The organism is Variovorax sp. 160MFSha2.1 (assembly GCF_048305075.1).
Lineage (GTDB): Bacteria > Pseudomonadota > Gammaproteobacteria > Burkholderiales > Burkholderiaceae_C > Variovorax > Variovorax guangxiensis.
The window spans coordinates 5,544,396-5,563,885 of the sequence record NZ_CP157624.1; the positions used below are offsets into that span (position 1 = coordinate 5,544,396).

Annotated in this window: 15 protein-coding genes; 12 read left to right on the forward strand and 3 right to left on the reverse strand. The window is 68.3% G+C overall.

Going from position 1 to position 19,490, the window contains the following annotated elements:
* The first annotated feature begins 8 nt into the window (after positions 1-8).
* From ABL838_RS25375 to ABL838_RS25405, 7 genes are all read left to right on the forward strand, one after another.
* The gene (locus ABL838_RS25375; RefSeq protein ID WP_418122456.1) at positions 9-1,304 is read left to right on the forward strand and encodes an NUDIX hydrolase; all 1,296 of its coding nucleotides are present in this window, start codon (positions 9-11) and stop codon (positions 1,302-1,304) included.
* 63 nt (positions 1,305-1,367) lie between these two features.
* On the forward strand, positions 1,368-3,587 hold the full coding sequence (gene yccS, locus ABL838_RS25380; RefSeq protein WP_418122458.1) for a YccS family putative transporter: 2,220 nt from the start codon (positions 1,368-1,370) through the stop codon (positions 3,585-3,587).
* A gap of 77 nt (positions 3,588-3,664) precedes the next feature.
* Positions 3,665-4,060, forward strand: a complete 396-nt coding sequence (locus ABL838_RS25385) for a hypothetical protein (protein ID WP_240650806.1) — start codon at positions 3,665-3,667, stop codon at positions 4,058-4,060.
* 196 nt (positions 4,061-4,256) lie between these two features.
* On the forward strand, positions 4,257-4,955 hold the full coding sequence (locus ABL838_RS25390; protein WP_126024971.1) for a Bax inhibitor-1/YccA family protein: 699 nt from the start codon (positions 4,257-4,259) through the stop codon (positions 4,953-4,955).
* Positions 4,956-4,989: 34 nt separating this feature from the next.
* Positions 4,990-5,532 (forward strand): Rrf2 family transcriptional regulator, encoded by a 543-nt coding sequence (locus ABL838_RS25395; RefSeq protein ID WP_418122459.1) that lies wholly within the window; start codon positions 4,990-4,992, stop codon positions 5,530-5,532.
* A gap of 234 nt (positions 5,533-5,766) precedes the next feature.
* Positions 5,767-6,906: an efflux RND transporter periplasmic adaptor subunit gene (locus ABL838_RS25400; protein ID WP_184642206.1), complete on the forward strand. Its 1,140-nt coding sequence runs from the start codon at positions 5,767-5,769 to the stop codon at positions 6,904-6,906.
* 16 nt (positions 6,907-6,922) lie between these two features.
* Positions 6,923-10,051, forward strand: a complete 3,129-nt coding sequence (locus ABL838_RS25405; RefSeq protein WP_418122460.1) for an efflux RND transporter permease subunit — start codon at positions 6,923-6,925, stop codon at positions 10,049-10,051.
* A gap of 19 nt (positions 10,052-10,070) precedes the next feature.
* Here ABL838_RS25405 and ABL838_RS25410 read toward each other — a convergent pair whose 3' ends face one another.
* Positions 10,071-10,973: a DMT family transporter gene (locus ABL838_RS25410; RefSeq protein WP_418122461.1), complete on the reverse strand. Its 903-nt coding sequence runs from the start codon at positions 10,971-10,973 to the stop codon at positions 10,071-10,073.
* A 193-nt stretch (positions 10,974-11,166) separates the two neighbouring features.
* Here ABL838_RS25410 and ABL838_RS25415 point away from each other — a divergent pair, with 193 nt between their 5' ends.
* The 5 genes from ABL838_RS25415 to ABL838_RS25435 all read left to right on the forward strand — a co-directional run bounded on the left by ABL838_RS25415 (position 11,167) and on the right by ABL838_RS25435 (position 15,785).
* On the forward strand, positions 11,167-11,556 hold the full coding sequence (locus ABL838_RS25415) for an Lrp/AsnC family transcriptional regulator (protein ID WP_418125910.1): 390 nt from the start codon (positions 11,167-11,169) through the stop codon (positions 11,554-11,556).
* Positions 11,557-11,711: 155 nt separating this feature from the next.
* Positions 11,712-12,503: a fumarylacetoacetate hydrolase family protein gene (locus ABL838_RS25420; RefSeq protein ID WP_418117714.1), complete on the forward strand. Its 792-nt coding sequence runs from the start codon at positions 11,712-11,714 to the stop codon at positions 12,501-12,503.
* 95 nt (positions 12,504-12,598) lie between these two features.
* A complete protein-coding gene (locus ABL838_RS25425) occupies positions 12,599-12,883 on the forward strand; it encodes a hypothetical protein (RefSeq protein ID WP_126024978.1) in 285 nt (94 codons plus the stop codon).
* 244 nt (positions 12,884-13,127) lie between these two features.
* Positions 13,128-15,212 (forward strand): TonB-dependent siderophore receptor, encoded by a 2,085-nt coding sequence (locus tag ABL838_RS25430; RefSeq protein ID WP_418125911.1) that lies wholly within the window; start codon positions 13,128-13,130, stop codon positions 15,210-15,212.
* A gap of 90 nt (positions 15,213-15,302) precedes the next feature.
* Complete coding sequence (locus ABL838_RS25435; RefSeq protein WP_418122462.1) at positions 15,303-15,785, forward strand: hypothetical protein; 483 nt, start codon at positions 15,303-15,305, stop codon at positions 15,783-15,785.
* 153 nt (positions 15,786-15,938) lie between these two features.
* Here the strand turns inward: ABL838_RS25435 and pilQ are convergent, their stop codons facing one another.
* Positions 15,939-18,062: a type IV pilus secretin PilQ gene (pilQ, locus tag ABL838_RS25440; RefSeq protein ID WP_418122463.1), complete on the reverse strand. Its 2,124-nt coding sequence runs from the start codon at positions 18,060-18,062 to the stop codon at positions 15,939-15,941.
* Positions 18,063-18,219: 157 nt separating this feature from the next.
* On the reverse strand, positions 18,220-19,380 hold the full coding sequence (locus ABL838_RS25445; protein ID WP_184642193.1) for a porin: 1,161 nt from the start codon (positions 19,378-19,380) through the stop codon (positions 18,220-18,222).
* Positions 19,381-19,490: the final 110 nt, after the last annotated feature.

Genomic DNA, 19,490 nt, shown 5'->3' on the forward strand with positions numbered 1-19,490 from the left:
ATGGGGGCATGACAGCCAGCCCCACGCACGACACGCCCCCCTCCGCACAGCCACGCCCCGTGCGCATGGCGGCCACCCTCATCGTGCTGCGCGACGCAAGTGCCGGCCTGGAAGTGCTGATGCTGCGGCGTGCCGAGAAGGCCAACGACCAGAACAGCGGCGCGAGCGTGTTCCCGGGCGGTGTGATCGACGCGCACGACCGCGGCCTGCACGGCTGCTGCAGCGGCCTCGACGACCGGGCCGCGAGCGAACGGCTCGAAGTGCCCGAGGGCGGCCTGGACTACTACGCAGCGGCGATCCGCGAATGCTTCGAGGAAGCCGGGCTTCTGTTCGCGACCGACGACGTCGGACGGCCGGTGGCGCTGGACGGCCTGCCCTCCGGCCAGCTCGCCGAAATGCGCCATGCCGCCGAGCAAGGCACCGACGCGCTGCTGTCGCTGTGCGCGCGGCACGGCTGGAAGCTCGCAGCCGACCGGCTCGCGTACTTCTCGCACTGGCTCACGCCGCCGGGCATGCCGCGCCGCTTCGACACGCGCTTCTTCCTCGCCACCATGCCCGAGTCGCAGAGCGTGCAGCCCGACGGACGCGAGACGGTCGAGCACATGTGGCTGCGTCCCGCCGATGCCGTGGACCCGGCGCGCGGGCTCAAGCTGATGAACGTGACGCGCCGCATCCTGCTGGAACTCGCGCGGTTCGAATGCGTGGGCGAGCTCATGGCGCATGCGCGCGGCCTGAAGCACATTCCACGCGCGATGCCGCGGCTGGCGGACGGTCCGAAGGGACGGCGGCCGGTGAACATGGAGGAGCCTTCGTACGAGGAAGTCGGCTTTGTCGATCCCGATGGCGAAGGCGGCGGCCGCTACGCGCACGAGGCCGGACTGGCGATGCGGCTTTCTGCGCGGGTGCTGCGGGTGACCGGAGAAGCCGGCGACGGATCGGGAACGCTGGTGCACAGCTACTTCGTGGGAACGGCGGGCGGCGATTGCGCCTTGATCGACGCATCGCCCGCGGGCCCCGCGCATGCCGAGGCGCTTGCCGCCGCCGCGCCGGGGCGTGTGCGATGGCTTCTGTCGACGCAGGCGGCTTCCGATGCGGCCACCGTGGTGCCGGTACCGGGCGAGCAGATCCGTATCGGCGACGCCACGCTGCGCGTGCTGCCGGACGATGGCAATGCGCAGGCGCGCCGGTACCTGCTGGTCGAGGAGCGAATGCTGTTCGTGGGCACTTCTGACGCGCCCACGGCCGACGACGAACAGGTGCGGTGGATCGCGCCGCGCCACGGATTCCTGCGCAGCCGGCGCTGACCACCCCGCAGCGCCTCATCCCGCCACATGGCCGTGGCATGCATCGTGCAAGATCGGCCCATCATGCTTCCCCTGTCTCCCGACGCGCTGCGCCAGCGGCTGCGGTCTTTCGCCTCTCGCGCGCAGCCCGTGCGCATCCTTCTCACCCTCGGCAGCCTCATGGCGGGCTGCGCCTGGAGCGGCCACGCCGATGCGGTGATCCCCCTCTTCCTCGGTGCCATCGCCAGCGCGCTCGCCGAGACCGACGACAGCTGGCGCGGCAGGCTGCGTGCGCAGGTGGTAACGCTGGCCTGCTTCGCGGCCATCGCGTTCGCGGTGGAGGCGGCCTTCGGCATGCCGCTGCTGTTCATCGCCGGACTCGCGCTCGCGGCCTTCTGGCTCACCATGCTCGGCGCCGTGGAGGCACGCTACAAGGCGATCGCGTACGCGACGCTGATCCTCGCGATGTACGCCACGCTGGGCATCGAGAACATGGGCGCGCACGGCGTGGCGCATCGCGGCCGCGAGCCCCTGCTGCTGGTGGCGGGCGCCGCCTGGTACGGCGTGTTCTCTGTACTGTGGTGCGCGGCCTTTCCGGCGCAGCCCGTGCAGGCGCGACTGGTGATGCTGTTCACGGTGCTGGGCAACTACGTGCGCTTCAAGGCGTCGCTCTTCGAGCCGCTGCGCGGCATCGACATAGAGCGCAAGCGGCTCGCGCTCGCGCAGCTCAATGCCGAGGTGGTGACGGAGCTCAACGCGGCCAAGGAGAGCATCTTCCGCCGCATCGGCGCGCGGGCACCTACTGGGCGCATCTCGCGCTACCGGGGGCTTTACCTGATCGCGCAGGACGTGCACGAGCGCGCCAGTTCCTCGCACGACGACTACAACGCGCTGGCCGATGCCTTCTTCCACAGCGACCTGCTCTACCGCTGCCAGCGCGTGCTGGGCCTGCAAGGGCTGGCCTGCCAACGGCTGGCCGATTCGGTGGAGCGGCGCGAGCCCTTCGAGGTGGGAACCGAGACCGTGCAGGCGCTGGCCGATCTGCGCAGCGCCATCGAGCACGAACGCGCACGGGCCGACACGCCCGCCCGGCTGGTTCTGCTGGCCTCGGTGGAGGCGCTGGCGCGCAATCTCGCGCTGCTCGATGGCCAGCTCGCGGGGGCCAGCCAGCCTTCGGCGCGCGCGGGCCGCACGGAGATGGGTTTGTTCGACCGCTCGCCACGCTCCTGGCGCGACGCGGTGGAGCGGGTGCGGCGGCAGCTCACGGTGCGATCGCCGCTCTTCCGGCATGCGCTGCGGTTGTCGATCGCGCTGGTGGCGGGCTACGGGGTGATGCATGTCATCCACCCGGCGCAGGGCTACTGGATCCTGCTGACCACGCTCTTCGTCTGCCAGCAGACGTATGGCGACACCATCGCGCGCATGGGGCAGCGCATTGCCGGCACCGCCCTCGGCGTGGTGGCGGGCTGGGCGCTGCTGCAGCTCTTTCCGCAGCCGCTGGTGCAGTCGGTGCTCGCGGTGATCGCGGGGGTGCTCTTCTTCGCGACTCGCGCCACGCGCTACCTGCTGGCCACCGCATCGATGACGCTGCTGGTGCTGATGTGCTTCAACCAGGTCGGCGACAGCGGCGTGCTGCTGTTGCCGCGGCTGGTCGACACCGCCATCGGCAGCGCCATCGCCGGGCTGGCGGTGCTGCTGGTGCTGCCTCACTGGCAGGCCCGCCGCATCAACGAGCTCGCGGCGGCCGCCATGCGCGGCCACGCGGGCTACCTGCGGCAGATCGTCGGCCAGTACCGCACCGGCGCGCGCGACCACCTCGACTACCGGCTGGCGCGGCGCAACGACCACAACGCGGATGCGGCGCTGTCCACCGCCGTGTCGGACATGTTCCGCGAGCCGGGCTACGTGAGGCCGCGCGCGGGGGTGGCGCTGCGCTTCCTGATCCGCTCGCACACGCTGCTGAGCTACCTGTCAGCGCTGGGCGCCCACCGCTCGGCGCTGCCCGATTCGGCCCAGATGGCGGTGCTGCATGCCTCTGCCGAGGGGGCGATCGCGGCGCTGGAGGCGCTGGCGACCGGGCTGGAAAAGGGCGTGGTGGATGCAACAGGCGGCACGGAAGATGAAGCCGCAGCGCGGGCCGCGCTGGCACAGGCCGCAGCCGAAGGCGGGGAAAGCGCCGACCCGCAGGCGCGAACTTTCCATACCGAACTCGGTCTGATCTGGCTGCAGATAGACGCCCTGCGCACCCACGCAAGCGAATGGCTGCAGCCCGAAGGCGGTGATACGACGACCGCGCCAGCCTGAGGAACATCCATGCGATCCGGTCGGTTGAAACCGCCGCCGCGAAGAAAGGCCCGGCGCGGCAGGTAAAATACCCCTACATGTCCCGCTGGTTTGCCGCTACCGTCCTCGCAATCATGTTGTCCTGCTACGGCTTCGCCGTGCTTGCCCACAACATGCTCGGTGCCGGCCATTCGCATGCCGAACCACAGGCGGCACAGGCGACCCAGACGCTGATCGTCAGCGTCGCCTTCTCAGACATCTCCGATCTCTCCGAAGCCAGGAAGCCGGCAGGCGATGCCGACAAGGCATCGGACGACGCCCTCTCCATCGATGAAGCCGGCTCCGAACACGCCGAGCTGGTCGATGCACGCAACGGCGCGCCCGCGCTGCTGCGCTTCACGGAACAGCCGCCGAAACTCGGCCTGACCACCATCGTCTCGCCGTTCCTGGCGCGACCCAAGCGGCCACCCCGCGCCGCGTCCCTCGTCGCCTAGGCCCCAAAAGCCTTCGCGACCGGGAGCCGCCATGGCTCCCGCTCCCCTGTTGTGACCAGGGCCGGCCGCCATCGGGCGGCACCCGCATCGCAACCGCCGCTACCTGATCTCTCTCATTCACGGCCCTGTGCCCCTTTGCGCGCGCCATCCAGTGCGCGCACCCGGCGCCGGTCCAGCTTCAAGGAATCAACACAGAATGAACAACAGCCCTACCACCTATCACGACGGCATCGAGCTGCCGATCGCCTCGCCGCAGGAGCGCAACCGCGTCCTGCGCAACACCTACTGGCTGCTCGCGCTGTCGATGCTGCCGACCGTGCTCGGCGCCTGGATCGGCGTCTCCACCGGCTTCTCGCGCGCCATGTCGCCGGGCATCGGCCTGATGGTCTTCCTCGGCGGCGCCTTCGGCTTCATGTACGCCATCGAGAAGACGAAGGAGTCGGCCGCCGGCGTGCCGGTGCTGCTGGCCTTCACCTTCTTCATGGGCCTGATGCTGTCGCGCCTGGTCGGCACCGTGCTCGGCCTGGCCAATGGCGCCAGCCTGGTGATGACGGCCTTCGCCGGCACCGGCGCGATCTTCTTCGGCATGGCCACGCTGTCGTCGGTCATCAAGCGCGACCTGTCGGCCATGGGCAAGTGGCTCTTCATCGGCGCCATCCTGCTGCTGGTGGCGGGCATCGCCAACTTCTTCATCAAGTCGAGCGCGCTGATGATGACGCTGTCGGTCCTGGCCATCGGCATCTTCTCGGCCTTCATCCTGCACGACCTCAAGCGCGTGAAGGACGGCCTGGAGACCAACTACATCTCCGCCACGCTGGGTGTGTATCTCAGCATCTACAACGTCTTCCAGTCGCTGCTGGCCCTGCTGGGCATCGCCGGCGGCCGGGACGAGTGATTCCCCACGAAGGAAGAAAAGGAAGGAACATCCCATGCGTCTCACCACCAAAGGCCGCTTCGCGGTCACCGCGATGATCGACATCGCCCTTCATGGGCGTTCGGGCCCCGTCACGCTGGCTTCGATCAGCCTGCGCCAGCGCGTGTCGCTGTCGTACCTGGAGCTGCTGTTCGGCAAGCTGCGCCGCGCCAGCCTGGTCGAATCGACCCGCGGCCCGGGCGGCGGGTATTCGCTCAGCCGCAAGGCGGCCGAGATTTCCGTGGCCGACATCGTCCTCTCGATCGAGGACCACGATGCCGAAACCACCCGCCAGCGCGATGCCGACGCGCCGGGCGAGGCCGGCCGCTGCGAGATCGACGAACTCTGGGCCACCGTGAATCTGCGGGCGGTCGAGTTCCTCAAGTCGATCTCGCTGCAGAGCCTGGTCGACGAGCAGAAGGCCAAGGGTGTGCAGGCGGCGGTTCGCAGCGAAGTGCGGCGTTCGCCCAGCGGCCAGCCCGCCACGCGCAAGCCCTTCGTCGTCGACGCGCCGAACTCGGTGTTCGCGCTGGGACGGCGACAGCAAAGCGCCAGCTAGCTCCGAGCCAGCCAGCCCGCCCGGCCCATGCGGCAGGGCCCGTTGCCACGGATCGACGTGGCGGCGGGCTCTCGCCCGCATGGGCTTTTTTCGTTCGCTTCCCCAAGGAAGCCTCAGGAACCCTTCATGTTGCGACGCAACACGGCAGGCAGAATGCACCATAACAGTGCAAATCAACACAGACGCGCGACCCGGGCGATCCCGGCTCGCGCCGCAGCGCGTTTCCGGACGGCCATGACTTTCAAGCTTCTGCTTCTACCCCTCTCCCTGCTCGTGCTCGCCGCGTGCGGCGCCCGGCAGGCCCCTCAAACCGAGACCGCGCCGCCCGAAGTCGGCGTGATGGCGATGCACGCGGGCGATGTGCCCGTGCACACCGAGCTTTCGGGCCGCACGGCCGCGTTCCGCGTGTCCGACGTGCGCCCGCAGGTCAACGGCATCGTGCGCAAGCGCCTGTTCGAGGAAGGCAGCATGGTCCGCGCGGGCCAGGTGCTGTACGAGATCGAGCCCGGCCCCTTCGAAGCGGCGCACGAGCAGGCGCAGGCCGCGCTCGCGACCGCGCAGGCCGGTATCGCGAGCCTGCGCGGCAAGGCCGAGCGATTCGGCGAACTGGTGAAGGCCAATGCCGTGAGCAGGCAGGAGCACGAGGAGGCGCAGGCCGCGCTCGTGCAGGCGCAGGCCGGCGTGAAGGCCGCGCAGGCTGCCCTGAAGGCGGCGCGCATCAACCTCGAATTCACGCGCATCGAGGCGCCCATCTCGGGCCGCATCGGCCGCTCCAGCGTGACCGAGGGCGCGCTGGTGGCGCCGGGCCAGGCCACGGCGCTGGCGACGATCCAGCGCATCGACCCGATCTATGTCGACGTGGTGCAGTCCAGCCTCGAACTCACGCGGCTCAAGCGCCGCTTCATCTCGGGCGACATGGCGCCTGCGAGCACGCGCGTGAGCCTGCGCATGGAAGACGGCCTGCCCTACCCGCACGCCGGCACGCTGAAGTTCACGGAAGTGGCGGTCGACGCCGCGACCGGCTCGGTCACGCTGCGCGCGGAGTTTCCGAACCCGCAGGGGCTGCTGCTGCCCGGCATGTACGTGCGCGCGCAGGTCGAGGCCGGCGTCGAACGGCAGGCCGTGCTCGCGCCGCAGCGCGGCGTGGCGCGCAACGACAAGGGCGAGCCGACCGCACTGGTGGTGGGCAAGGACGACAAGGTCGAACTGCGCGCGCTCGAAGTGCGCGGCGCCTCGGGCGACCAGTGGATCGTGACCGGCGGCCTGCGCGAAGGCGACCGGCTCGTGGTCGACGGCCTGCAGCGCGCGCACCCGGGCGACAAGGTGAAGCCGGTGCCGGTATCGGCGGCGCCGACGCCCGCCTCGGCCGACTGAAGAAAAGACAACACCCGTGATAGCCAACTTCTTCATCCAGCGGCCCGTGTTCGCATGGGTCATCGCCATCCTGATCATGCTGGCCGGCGGCGTGGCCATCCGCACGCTGCCGGTCTCGCAGTACCCGGACATCGCGCCGCCCACCGTCGTGGTCTCGGCCAACTACCCCGGCGCCTCGGCGCAGGCGGTGGAAAGCAGTGTCACGCAGGTGCTGGAGCAGCAGCTCAAGGGCATCGACGGGCTGCTGTATTTCAAGTCGACGAGCAGCTCGGCCGGCTGGGCCGAGATCGCCGTCACCTTCCGCCAGGGCATCAACCCCGACACCGCCCAGGTGCAGGTGCAGAACAAGGTCAGCCAGGCCACCAGCCGCCTGCCGCAGGCGGTGCAGCAGCAGGGTGTGACGGTTGCGAAGTCGCAGAACAACTTCCTGCTGATCGTCGCGCTCTACGACCAGACCGACCGCCGCACCGACACCGACGTGGCCGACTGGATGGCGAGCAACCTGCGCGATCCCATCAGCCGCGTCGACGGCGTGGGCTCGGTGCAGGCCTTCGGCGCTTCGTACGCGATGCGCATCTGGCTCGATCCGCACCGGCTCGCGAGCTACCAGCTGATGCCCTCTGACGTGACCGCCGCCATCGCCGCGCAGAACACGCAGGTGTCGGTCGGCGAGATCGGCGCGCGGCCCTCGCCCGCGAAGCAGCAGCTCACCGCCACCGTGACGGCCCTGTCACGGCTGCAGACGCCGGAGCAGTTCCGCGACATCGTGCTGAAGACGCAGGCCGACGGCGCCGTGGTGCGCCTGGGCGACGTGGCGCGCGTGGAGATGGGCAGCGAGTCGTATGCCGAGACCACGCGCCTGAACGGCCACCCCGCCGCAGGCGCCGCGATCATGCTGGCGCCCGGCGCCAACGCGCTGACCACCGCCAGCGCGGTGAAGGCTCGCATCGCCGAGATGGAGCCCTCGCTGCCCGCCGGCCTGCGCGTGGCCTACGCCGAGGACACGACGCGCTTCGTGAAGATCTCGATCAGGTCGGTCATCAAGACGCTGCTGGAGGCCATCGCGCTGGTGGTGGTCGTCATGTACCTGTTTCTGCAGAACTGGCGCGCCACGGTCATCCCGGCCATCACCGTGCCGGTGGTGCTGCTGGGCACCTTCGGCGTGCTCGCGGCCTTCGGGTATTCGATCAACGTGCTCACGCTCTTCGGCATGGTGCTGGCCATCGGCCTGCTGGTGGACGACGCCATCGTGGTGGTGGAGAACGTCGAGCGCGTGATGCACGAGGAAGGGCTGGACCCGAAGGCCGCCACCATCAAGTCGATGCAGGAAATCACCGGCGCGCTGGTGGGCATCGCGGTGGTGGTTTCGGCGGTGTTCCTGCCGATGGCCTTCTTCGGCGGCTCCGTGGGCGTGATCTACCGGCAGTTCTCGGTGACCATCATCGCGTCGATGGCGCTGTCGGTGGTGGTGGCCATCGTGCTGATTCCGGCGCTGTGCGCACGCTTCCTGCGGGCCAGCGACGCGCCGCGCACGCGCGGTTTTCTGGGCGCCTTCAACCGCCGCTTCGACGCCGCGCAGGGCCGCTACGTGGGCCTGCTGGGCCGCATCCTGCGCAAGCCGCTGCGCTTCGCGGCCGTGTACGCGGCCATCGTGGCCGGCATGGGCCTGCTGTACCTCGGCCTGCCCGGCGGCTTCCTGCCCGAGGAAGACCAGGGCAGCGTGATGGTGCAGCTCACGCTGCCGGCGGGCTCCACCATTGGCCGCACCGATGCGGTGAACCGCATGGTCGAGAGGCACTTCCTCGAAACCGAGAAGGACACGACCGACACCATCTTCACGCTCTCGGGCTGGAGCTATGGCGGCTCGGGGCAGAACATGGGCATGGCCTTCGTCTCGCTCAAGGACTGGTCCGAGCGCGGCCATGCCGACCAGCGCGCCCAGGCCATCGTCGAGCGTGCCGGCACAGCGCTGGGCAGGCAGCAGCGCGACGCCGAGGTCTACGGCATGGTGCCGCCGCCCATCGAGGGGCTGGGGCAGTCGAACGGCTTCGAGTTCTGGCTGCAGGACACCTCGGGCATGGGCGCGCAGAAGCTGGTGCAGGCGCGCGAGTCATTGCTGCGCGACGCGGGCAAGGACACGCGGCTGCAATCGGTGCGCGCCAACAGCGTGGCCGGCACGCCGCAGTTGCAGATCGACATCGACCAGCTCAAGGCCTCGGCCCTGCGGCTGTCGCTGGACGACGTGAACACCACGCTGGGCATCGCCTGGGGCGGCAGCTACGTCAACGACTTCATCGACCGCGGCCGCGTCAAGCGCGTGTACGTGCAGGCCGACGCACCCTACCGCTCCGACCCGGACGACATCCGCCAGTGGTTCGTGCGCGGCGCCACCGGCGCGATGACGCCGTTCTCGGCCTTCGCGACCACGCGCTGGTCGCAAGGCGCGCCGCAGCTGGAGCGCTACAACGGCCTTCCGGCGGTGCAGATCCAGGGCGCGGCCGCGCACGGCACGAGCTCGGGCACGGCGATGTCGGCCATCGAGACCATCGCGAAGAAGCAGCACGGCACCGGCCATGCGTGGAGCGGCCTGTCGTACCAGGAGCGGCTGTCGGGCGGGCAGGCGCCGCTGCTGTTCGCGCTGTCGATCCTCGTGGTGTTCCTGTGCCTGGCGGCGCTGTACGAGAGCTGGTCGGTGCCGTTCTCGGTGATGCTGGTGATTCCGCTTGGCGTACTCGGCGCAGTGATCGCGGCGGCGCTGCGGGGCCTCTCGAACGACATCTACTTCCAGGTCGGCCTGCTCGCGACCATCGGGCTGTCGGCGAAAAACGCGATCCTCATCATCGAGTTCGCCGAAGCCGCGCTGCGCCGGGGCATACCGCTGCTCGACGCGGTGGCCGAAGGCGCGCGCCTGCGGCTGCGGCCGATCCTGATGACTTCGCTGGCCTTCCTGGCCGGCGTGGTGCCGCTGGCGCTGGCCACCGGCGCTGGATCGGCGAGCCAGGTGGCCATCGGTACGGGCGTGTTCGGTGGCGTGCTGGCCGCGACGGCGCTGGGGATCTTCTTCGTGCCGCTGTTCTATCTGCTGGTGAAGCGGGCGGCTGGCACGCTCTTCAGGCGCAGCAGCGGCGTCACCGCCGCATCCTGAGCGAAGCGAAGACGCTGGATCAGTTCTTTCCGGCGGCGGGCACCTGCCTCGGCAGGCCCGGCAGGGTCCATCCGAAAGTCATGCCCGCCGCCGAGATCAGGATGGCCGCTGCGCCCACCAGTTGCAGCGCGCCCAGCCGCTGTCCGAAGACGGCGTAGTCGACACCGATCGCCACCAGCGGATAGATGAACGAGAGCGCCCCCGCCACCGGCGTCGACAGCTTCTGCAGCGCGCCGTACAGCAGCACGAACACCAGCCCCGTGTAGACAACGCCCATCGTCAGGTGCACGCCCCAGGTGGCCGCGTCGGTGGGCAGCGCCTTCAGGTTCGCGAAGGGGGCGAGCATCACGATGCCCACGCACACCTGTATCAGCGCGATGAGGTGCGGCGCGATGCCGTCGAGCTTCTTCGCGACGAAGGCGGCCACCGCGTAGCAGAAGGCCGCACCCAGCGCCATGAGCACCCCGATGAAATACGTGGAACCATCGGCGCCGCCGCCCGGCTTGGCCTGCGCCACCAGCACCACGCCGGCGAACGCGATGCACAGCCAGATCGCCTTCATCGCAGTGAGCCGCTCCGACAGCAGCAACGCACCCAGCGCCACCAGCATGAAGGGCTGCGTGTTGTAGACCGCCGTGGCGATCGAGATCGATGCGCGCGAGAAGGACGCGAAGATCAGCACCCAGTTGACCACCAGGGCCACGCCACCGAATGCGGCCAGCGCGAACTTGCGCGGCGCGAGGCCCCGCTGGAGCAGACCCAGCGCAAGGCACACGACCAGCAGCGTCACCGCGCCGAACACGCAGCGCCAGAACAGCAGGTCGAACAGGGGCTGGTCGAAGCGCACCACGAACCAGCCGATGGTTCCCGAGATCGCCATGGCCGCGCTCATCTCGAGCGCGCCGCGAAGCTGGGTCTGCATGTCCGTCCGTTGTCGCCGCTGTTCAGGGGAAACAAGAGTGCCATGGATCGTGTCGCATGGATATGCTGCGAAGAAGGCGAAAGCCACTGATGGCCTTCGAAAAGAAGGCGTCCATGCCCTTGCACCGGAGAACAGGAAAATACTCGACGCAACCGACGAAGCCATCGTGCTGGCCCTCTCGGGCAATGCGCGCATGTCGCTGAAGGAACTGGCCCGTCACGTGGGGCTGTCGTCGCCCAGCGTGTCGGAGCGGCTGCGCCGGCTCGAGGAGCGCGACGTGATCCGCGGCTACACTCTCGAGCTGAACCCGAAGGCGCTGGGCTATCAGTTCCAGGCCATCGTGCGCATCCGGCCGCTGCCGGGGCAGCTGAAGGCGGTGCAGGAGCTGATCGCGGGCACGCCCGAGTTCTGCGAGTGCGACAAGGTCACGGGAGAAGACTGCTTCGTCGCGCGGCTCCATCTGCAGTCGCTCGAGCAGCTCGACGGCATCCTCGACCGCATCGCGGCCAGGGCGGAGACCAACACCTCCATCGTGAAGGCCCAGACGATCCCGAGGCGGCTGCCGCCCTTCGCGGCGCGGTGAGGCGCCGCAGCCGATCGGCGGCGCCTTCCGGTGGGTTATGTCCTGTTTTTGCATAGATGCGCACCATCGCCACGCGATGCGCCCTTCCAGAATCGATCGGCCGTGAGAGGCACGGCGCACGACGTCCATCCACAAGACCAAGGAGACACATGCCCATGATCACTTCCCGCCGCGGCCTGCTGGCCGGTTCCGCCGCCATGGCCACCGGTGCCATCGCCGGCTGTGCTCTGCCCGCCGGGGCCGGCCGCTCGGCCGCCACGCCGTTCGACGTCGCATCGTCGACCATTCCGATCGTCGGCAGCGACCAGGTCTTCCCGGTGCGGCGCATCTACTGCATCGGCCGAAACTACGAGGCGCACGCGCGCGAGATGGGCTCGGACCCGAGCCGCGAGCCGCCCTTCTTCTTCCAGAAGCCCGCCGATGCGATCCAGGTGGTGACGCCGGGCGTGGTGGCCGACCATCCCTACCCCACGCTCACGAAGAACTACCACTACGAGGTCGAGCTGGTGGTGGCGCTGGGCAAGGGCGGACGCAACATCGCGACGAGCGCAGCGCTCGACCACGTGTACGGCTACTCGCTTGGCCTGGACATGACGCGCCGCGACCTGCAGCGCGAGATGGGCGACCAGAAGAAGCCCTGGGAGATCGGCAAGAGCTTCGACCACTCGGCGCCCGTCGGGCCGATCCACCCGGTGGCGAAGGTCGGGCACTTCAGCGACGGCGCGATCTGGCTCAAGGTGAACGGACAGACGAAGCAGAACGCCACGCTCAGGCACATGATCTGGTCGGTGGCCGAGCAGATCAGCCGGCTGTCGCAGGCCTTCGAGCTGAAGCCGGGCGACATCATCTACTCGGGCACGCCGGAGAACGTCGGGCCGGTGGTGCGCGGCGACCTGATCCAGATCCACATCGACCGGCTGCCGGAGCTGTCGGTGAGGATCGTCTGAGGAAGACGCCAAGGGTGCCGGGGGCTGGGCCGGGGCACCATTTTTTCTACGAGATTGGTGTCGATCATCGGGGCTCACGCAAACACCGAGCCACCATGTCCCAGCAACAGCAGCAGACCCCGCAAGCCACCTACATCGACGACCTGCACGCCCCGCAGGTGTTCGCGGACGAAGTCTCGGGCTACTGGGTCAACGCGGGCTGCGTGCACATCACCTTCGACGCCAGCCGCGTGGACCACAGCTCCGACCGGTGCCCGGTACACCGGGCCGCGGTGCTGCGCGTGACGCTGCCGATACCCATCGCGCAGGTGCTGGCGGTCAGCCTCTACGACTTCCTGAAGCAGCGCGGGCTGGCGCCCTCGCCGGGCAACGGGCACTGAGCGGCGGACAACGGACAGGAGGTCAAACCGTACTCGCCGAAGGGGCAAGCTCCAATATTCCTGCCAGATTCATCGCGAAAATGAGATTCATTCTTATCTACAGAGTGAGTCAACGTTGAACCCCGGACGCAAGAAATCCGCCGCCGCAGCCTCGGTCCTTTCCTTTCCCTCCTTCCTATCTCCTTCTTCTCCCTCCCCGGTTTCATTCCGGCGCAGCCCGTTCGGCCCGCCCGCGCGAGCCACGCTGCTGGTGCTGTGGGCCGCCACGCTGGTCGGGCGCACGCACGCGCAGGAAGCGGCTGCCTCCGCCTCGCTGCCGACGGTGACCGTCACGGCCGAATCGCAGGACGGCACGCAGCAGCATCTGGGCGCCAAGGTGAGCAGCGGCGCGCTCGGTGCGCGCTCGCAGCTGGAAACGCCTTTCTCCACCAGCGTGGTCCGAGGCGAGGACATGGCCGAGCGCCAGGTGTCGAAGCTCGGTGACGTGTTCGCGCTCGACGCGTCGGTGTCCGACAACAGCGGCGCCTACAGCGCCTGGGCCAGCTACATCACGGTGCGCGGCCTGCCGCTGGACTGGCAGAACGGCTACCGCATCAACGGCCAGCCTTTCCTCAGCTACGCCATCACCTTGCCCTACGAACACTTCGAGCAGATCGAGCTGCTCAAGGGCTCGTCGGGCTTCATGTACGGCTTCGGCGCGCCGGGCGGCATCGTCAACTACGTGACGAAGAAGCCGACCGACCAGCCGGTGCGCAGCATCGAGGTCGGCTACAAGACCGCAGGCATCTGGAGCGAGCACGTCGACCTCGGCGGGCGCTTCGGCACCGACAACCGCTTCGGCTACCGGCTCAACGCCACGCACGAGGAAGGCAAGACCTACAACGACGGCAACGTGCGCCGCAACTCGGTGTCGCTCGGCCTCGACGCGAAGCTCACCGACAAGCTCACCTGGACCTTCGACTCGCTCTACCAGAAGCGCAACACCTCCGGCCAGACGCCCTCGATCTACCTCGGCAGCTACACCGGCACGCAGCTGCCCTCCACCATCAGCGCCAACGACCAACGCCTGGTGGGCCCGGGCCAGCACCTGAATACCGACTTCAGGCTCTATTCGACCGGCCTGCAGTACCAGCTCGCGCCCGACTGGACATTGAGCACCAGCTACAGCCACAGCAGCGCCACCCGCAGCCGCAACGAAGGCATCGCCTACCTGCAGGACGCCGGCGGCAGCTATGACGACTACCGCTCCGACAGCGCCGAGGGCCACCGCTTCAACCAGTGGCAGGCGATGGTCAACGGCAAGCTGCGCACCGGCGACTTCGAGCACCGGATCACGCTGGGCACCTCGTGGCAGAAGCAGGCCAACTACTACAGCAGCAACGCCGTCTACCAGCTGATCGGCACCGGCAGCATCTTCGGCCAGAACACCAACAGCTACGCCACCTCTACCGACTTCAGGACCTACCGCAACAGCGACATCACGCAGCGCGCGCTGTTCGCGAGCGACACGCTGAAGCTGTCCGACAGGTGGTCGGTGCTAGCCGGCCTGCGCAGCACCACCTACGAACAGATCGGCTACGACACCACCGGCGCGCGGAACTCCAGCTACCGCAAGAGCGGCGTGATCACGCCCACGCTCGCGCTGATGTACAAGCCCGCGCCCGACACCACGCTCTACACCAGCTATGTCGAGTCGCTGGAGCCGGGCAGCACGGTGAGCACCATGTACGCCAACAACGGCCAGCTGCTCAATCCGCTGAAGAGCAAGCAGTACGAACTGGGCGTGAAGACCGAGCACGACCGCTGGAGCGCGACTGCCGCGCTGTTCCGCATCGAGCGCGGCGCCGAGTACGCCAACAGCTCCAACGTGCTGGTGCAGGACGGCCGGTCGATCTACCAGGGCCTGGAAGTCGGCGCTTCCACCTGGCTGGGTTCGCAGTGGCAGATCGGCGGCAACCTGATGCTGCTCGACAGCTCGTACGAGCGCGGCAGCAGCTACATCGGCAACCGTGTGGCGGGCGCGCCCAAGCTGGTGGCGACCGCGCAAGTGTCGTACCTCGTGCCGCAGGTGCCGGGCCTGAAGCTCTCGGCCGACATGAAGTACACGGGCAACACCATGCTCAACGCATCGAACCAGCTGAACCTGCCGGGCTATACCGTCGCCAACATCGGCGCGAGCTACACGACGCGCATCGCGGGCCACAGCACGACCTTCCGCGCCGCGATCAACAACGTGACGAACCGCCGCTACTGGGAATACCAGTACGACAACTACATCAAGCCCGGCGATCCGCGCACCTTCAGCCTGAGCGCCAAGCTCGACTTCTAGTGCGCAGGATGGCCGCAGCGCAGCGCAGCGCAGCGCAGCGCAGCGCGGCCATCCAATTTTTCTCCCCCTTTGAAATTCACGATACGGGTCATGAACAGTCCCAGGTATCGCAACCCACACAGCGCCTCGCGCGAGTCCCTCGCGGCACTGCGCGCCTTCCGCCTCGACGGCCTGCCGGCATTGGCGCACGCGCAGGGCTTCCCTCCGGAGCTCACCGTGCGGGCCCGATGGGACGGCAGGACGCAGTCTTCTTCCATTGCCACGGCGCGTTCCCGCAAGTCCTCCTGGCTGCCGCGCATCGCGGGTCTGCTGGCCTTCGGTGCGCTGGCCTTCGGCATCTTCTTGGCCGGCAGCGACACCTGCACGCGGCGCGAACCTGCCGCGGGCGGCAGCTACAGCCGATCGACCCTCGCACCGATCACCGCGAGCGACACCGCAAGCACGAGCCCGCGCGACGGCGGCTGCAAGCGCAGCCCAGGCGGCTTCGGGCAATCGAAGACTCGCTCGGTGTCTCCGAGCGGAAGGAGCGATGGCTTTTCTGGAGCGGGCTCGCTGGCGCCCTGCTGTCTCTGATCATCGAAGGGCTGCGCCAGATCCTGCGCCTGGCCGTCCACGGCTAGCCGACGGCAGCCGATGAGCCGGGCGCTTCCCGTTCGATCGCGGGCCGCCTGAAGAAGCCGCGCAAGGCTCCCACATGGCCCGGTACATGGACCGGGCCGACACGGCTCACCGCGCCGCGTTCCGATCCGAAATCATCTTCGGGCTGATGAAGATCAGCATCTCGGTCTTGTTGTTGACCCGGCTGCGGGTTCGGAACAGCGCGCCGACCATCGGAAGTTCGCCCAGCACCGGCACGCGCGATTCCGAGTTGGTGTCGGTCAGCTCGAAGACGCCGCCGATGACGACGGTGCCGCCGTTCTCCACCAGCACTTCGGTCTGGATGTGCTTGGTGTTGATGGCATAGCCCGCGGTGGTCGACTGGCCCACGGTGTCCTTGTTGACGTCCAGCGCCAGGATGATGTTGCCCTCGGGCGTGATCTGCGGCGTCACTTCCAGCTTGAGGTTGGCCTTGCGGAAGGCGATGGACGTCGCGCCACTCGAAGTCGCGACCTGGTAGGGCAGCTCGGTACCCTGCTCGATCAGTGCCTTGGTCTGGTCGGCCGTCACCACGCGCGGGCTCGACACCACCTTGCCCTTGCCGTCCGCTTCCAGCGCCGAGATCTCGAGGTTGAGCATCTTCGTCAGGCCCGAGTTGAAGAGCGACAGCGCGAAGGTGCCGACCGCGTCGCCCGTCGTGCTGGTCGCCGGCAGGTTGACGAAGCTGGTGCTCGAATAGGTGTTGGTGCTCGTGGTGGTCGTCACGCCGCTCGTGGTACTTGAACTCACGGAAGGCGTCACGCCCACCGACGAGTTCGCGTTGACGAAACCGCCGCCCAGCTTCGCGCCCAGGGACTTGCTGAAGGTGTCGGTCGCCTCGACGAAGCGCGCCTCGATCAGCACCTGCCGTATCGGCACGTCCAGCTTCTGGATGAGTTCGGCCACCTGCGAAAGACGCGAGGGAATGTCGGTCACGAAGAGCTGGTTGGTGCGCACCTCCGCCAGCACGCTGCCGCGCGAACTCAATATGCGCGTCGCGCCGCCCGAGCTGCCGCTGCCTCCGCCGGCGCTCGTGCCGGTGCCGGAGAGCCCCTGCGCCACCGTGGCCGCCTTCGCATAGTTGAGCTGGAACGACTGCGTGCGCAGTTGCTCGAGCCCCTGCAAGGTGGCCTGGGCCTCGGCCTTTATCTTGTCCTTGGCGTTGAGTTCGTCCTCGGGCGCGATGCGCAGCACGCTGCCGTTCTTGCGCATGCCGAGGTTCTTCGCCTCCAGGATGATGTCCAGCGCCTGGTCCCACGGCACGTCCTTCAGCCGCAGCGTGAGCGAGCCGGTGACCGAGTCGGAGGTGACGATGTTGAAGCTGGTGAAGTCCGCGATCACCTGCAGCAGCGAGCGGATCTCGATGTTCTGGAAATTCAGCGACAGCTTCTCGCCGTTGTAGCCCACGCCCTGCGTCAGCTTGGTCGGATCGACCTTGCGCGGGCGCACCTCCACCACGAACTGGCTGTTGCTCTGGTAGGCGCTGTGGTCCCAGTCGCCGCGCGGCTCGATCAGCATGCGCACGCGGTCGCCGGCCTGCTGCATGCTCACCGTCTGCACGGGCGTGCCGAAGTCGGCCACGTCGAGCTTGCGGTTCAGGCCCTCGGGCAGCAGCGACTTCGTGAATTCGACGACGAGGTTCTTGCCCTGCTGGCGGATGTCCACGCCGACCTGGTCGTTGGGCAGGCTCACGATCACGCGGCCCGCGCCTTCGGTGCCCAGGCGGAAGTCGACGTCGCGCAGCGGCAGCACGTCGCGGTTGCGGTTCTCCGCGAATTCGAAGGGCGTGGCGGCCACCAGAGCCGGGCCCGCCGCGGATTGCAGCGACACCAGCAGCGACTTGCCGCGCACCTCGGTCTTGTAGGCGGTGGCCTCTTTCAGGTTGAGCACGAGGCGCGTGCGTTCACCCGCCTGCACCACGTTCACGGAACGCAGGTTGCCCTGGTTCATCTCGATGGCCTCGCGGCCCAGGCTACTGCGCATGCCCGGAAAATCGAGCGCGATGCGCGCGGGCGACTGGATGGCGAAGCCGTTGGGCGCTGCGGCCAGCGGCTCGGAGAAATCGACACGCAGCACTTCGCTGCCTGCCTGCAAGGAGCCCGTGACCGACTCGATCCTGTTCTGCGCCTGCGCCGCCGTGAGCGACCCGAACGCGACGAGCAGGAACACGGACGCGCGCAACCAGCGCGCGATCGCGAATATCTGTTTGTTCATTTGACTGCCTTGAAATGCGGCACCTTCTCCTCGCTGCCCTGAGCTTCCCTCCCGAGTGCAGCGTGTTCCGGAGACCGCGCAAGCCGTTGCGCGCGGCCGGAACGGGCAGCGCGGCGCCTCTGCGGCGGCCGCGCTGCCCCGTCACATCCTCACGCGATCAGAACGCGTGGCGGATGCCGAAGTCGTAGCCGGTGGAAGAACGCGGCAGGCCGGTGTAGCTGGTGCCCGTGCTGCCGTAGCCGGTGGTGCTGGCCGACACCAGGCTGCCCGTGTAGTTCACGTCGTTGCGGTTGTTCACGCGCGCCACCGTCGCATACAGCGCCGTGCGCTTGGACAGGTTGTGCACGTAGCCGATCGCGAACTTGCGCGCCAGCGGGTCCTCGCCCGTGATGCCGGCCGCGCCTTCGTTGTAGCGCACCTGCGAGTACGCCACGCGGATCAGGCCCGCGCCCACCGGCACCGTCGCGCCGATCAGGTAGCCGTTGTAGCTGTCGTGCGTGTCGGCCACTGCCGCGTAGTCGAACTTGTTCTTCACGTTCGACAGCTCCCCGAACAGCTTCACGGGACCGAAGTCGTACGAGGCGCCCAGGTTGATGGTCTGCACGCTGCGCTGCAGCGCGGTCGTGTCCACGACGGTGCTGCGGCCCACGCCCAGGGCGACGTCCAGCGGGCCGTTGGCGTAGCCGAAGCGGCCACCCACGTAGCGGCCAGCGCTGCTGCTCGAGGCGGCCGTGGTGCTGGTGGCGTCGGTGCTGGCGTTCTCGTGCAGCGCGTACTGGAACTGGCCGTAGAAGCCGCCCAGGTTCGGCGGCAGGAAGTAGCCGATCGAGTTGCTGGCGCGCACGTAGTTGGCGTTGTTGAGGGTGGTGTTGCCGCTGACGGTGCTGATGACGTTGGTGCCCGAGCCGTTGGTGCCGAACGGGTCGAAGACGGTGTCGTTCCAGAAGGTGGGCGTGTAATCGCGGCCCAGGCGCAGTTCGCCGAAGCCACCCGACAGGCTCACGGTGGAGCGGCGCGCGAAGGTGGAGATGCCGGTGGCGCCGTCGTCGTTGGTGATGGGCGCTTCGAGCCAGAAGCTCGCGGCCAGCCCGCCGCCGAGGTCTTCGGTGCCGCGGAAGCCGATGCGGCTGGAGTTGTAGCCGGAGTTGCCCAGGCTGGTCTTGCTTTGCTTGACCGACGCGCCGGTGGTGGTGTCGCGCGAGGTCGTCGACTGGTAGGTCAGGCCGGCGTCCACGACGCCGAACAACGTGACGGACGATTGGGCACAAGCCAGGCCGCAGACGGCCAGGGCAGCGAATGCCGTGAGGGTTTTCTTCATTCAGGGTTCTCCAGTTTCAGGTCTGTTGCGGCCGCTCGGTATCGACCGGCTGTACGCATCGTTTCGTCCAATTCGGGAGGAATTTGGTGGTTTGGTTTTCCTGCGCGCGG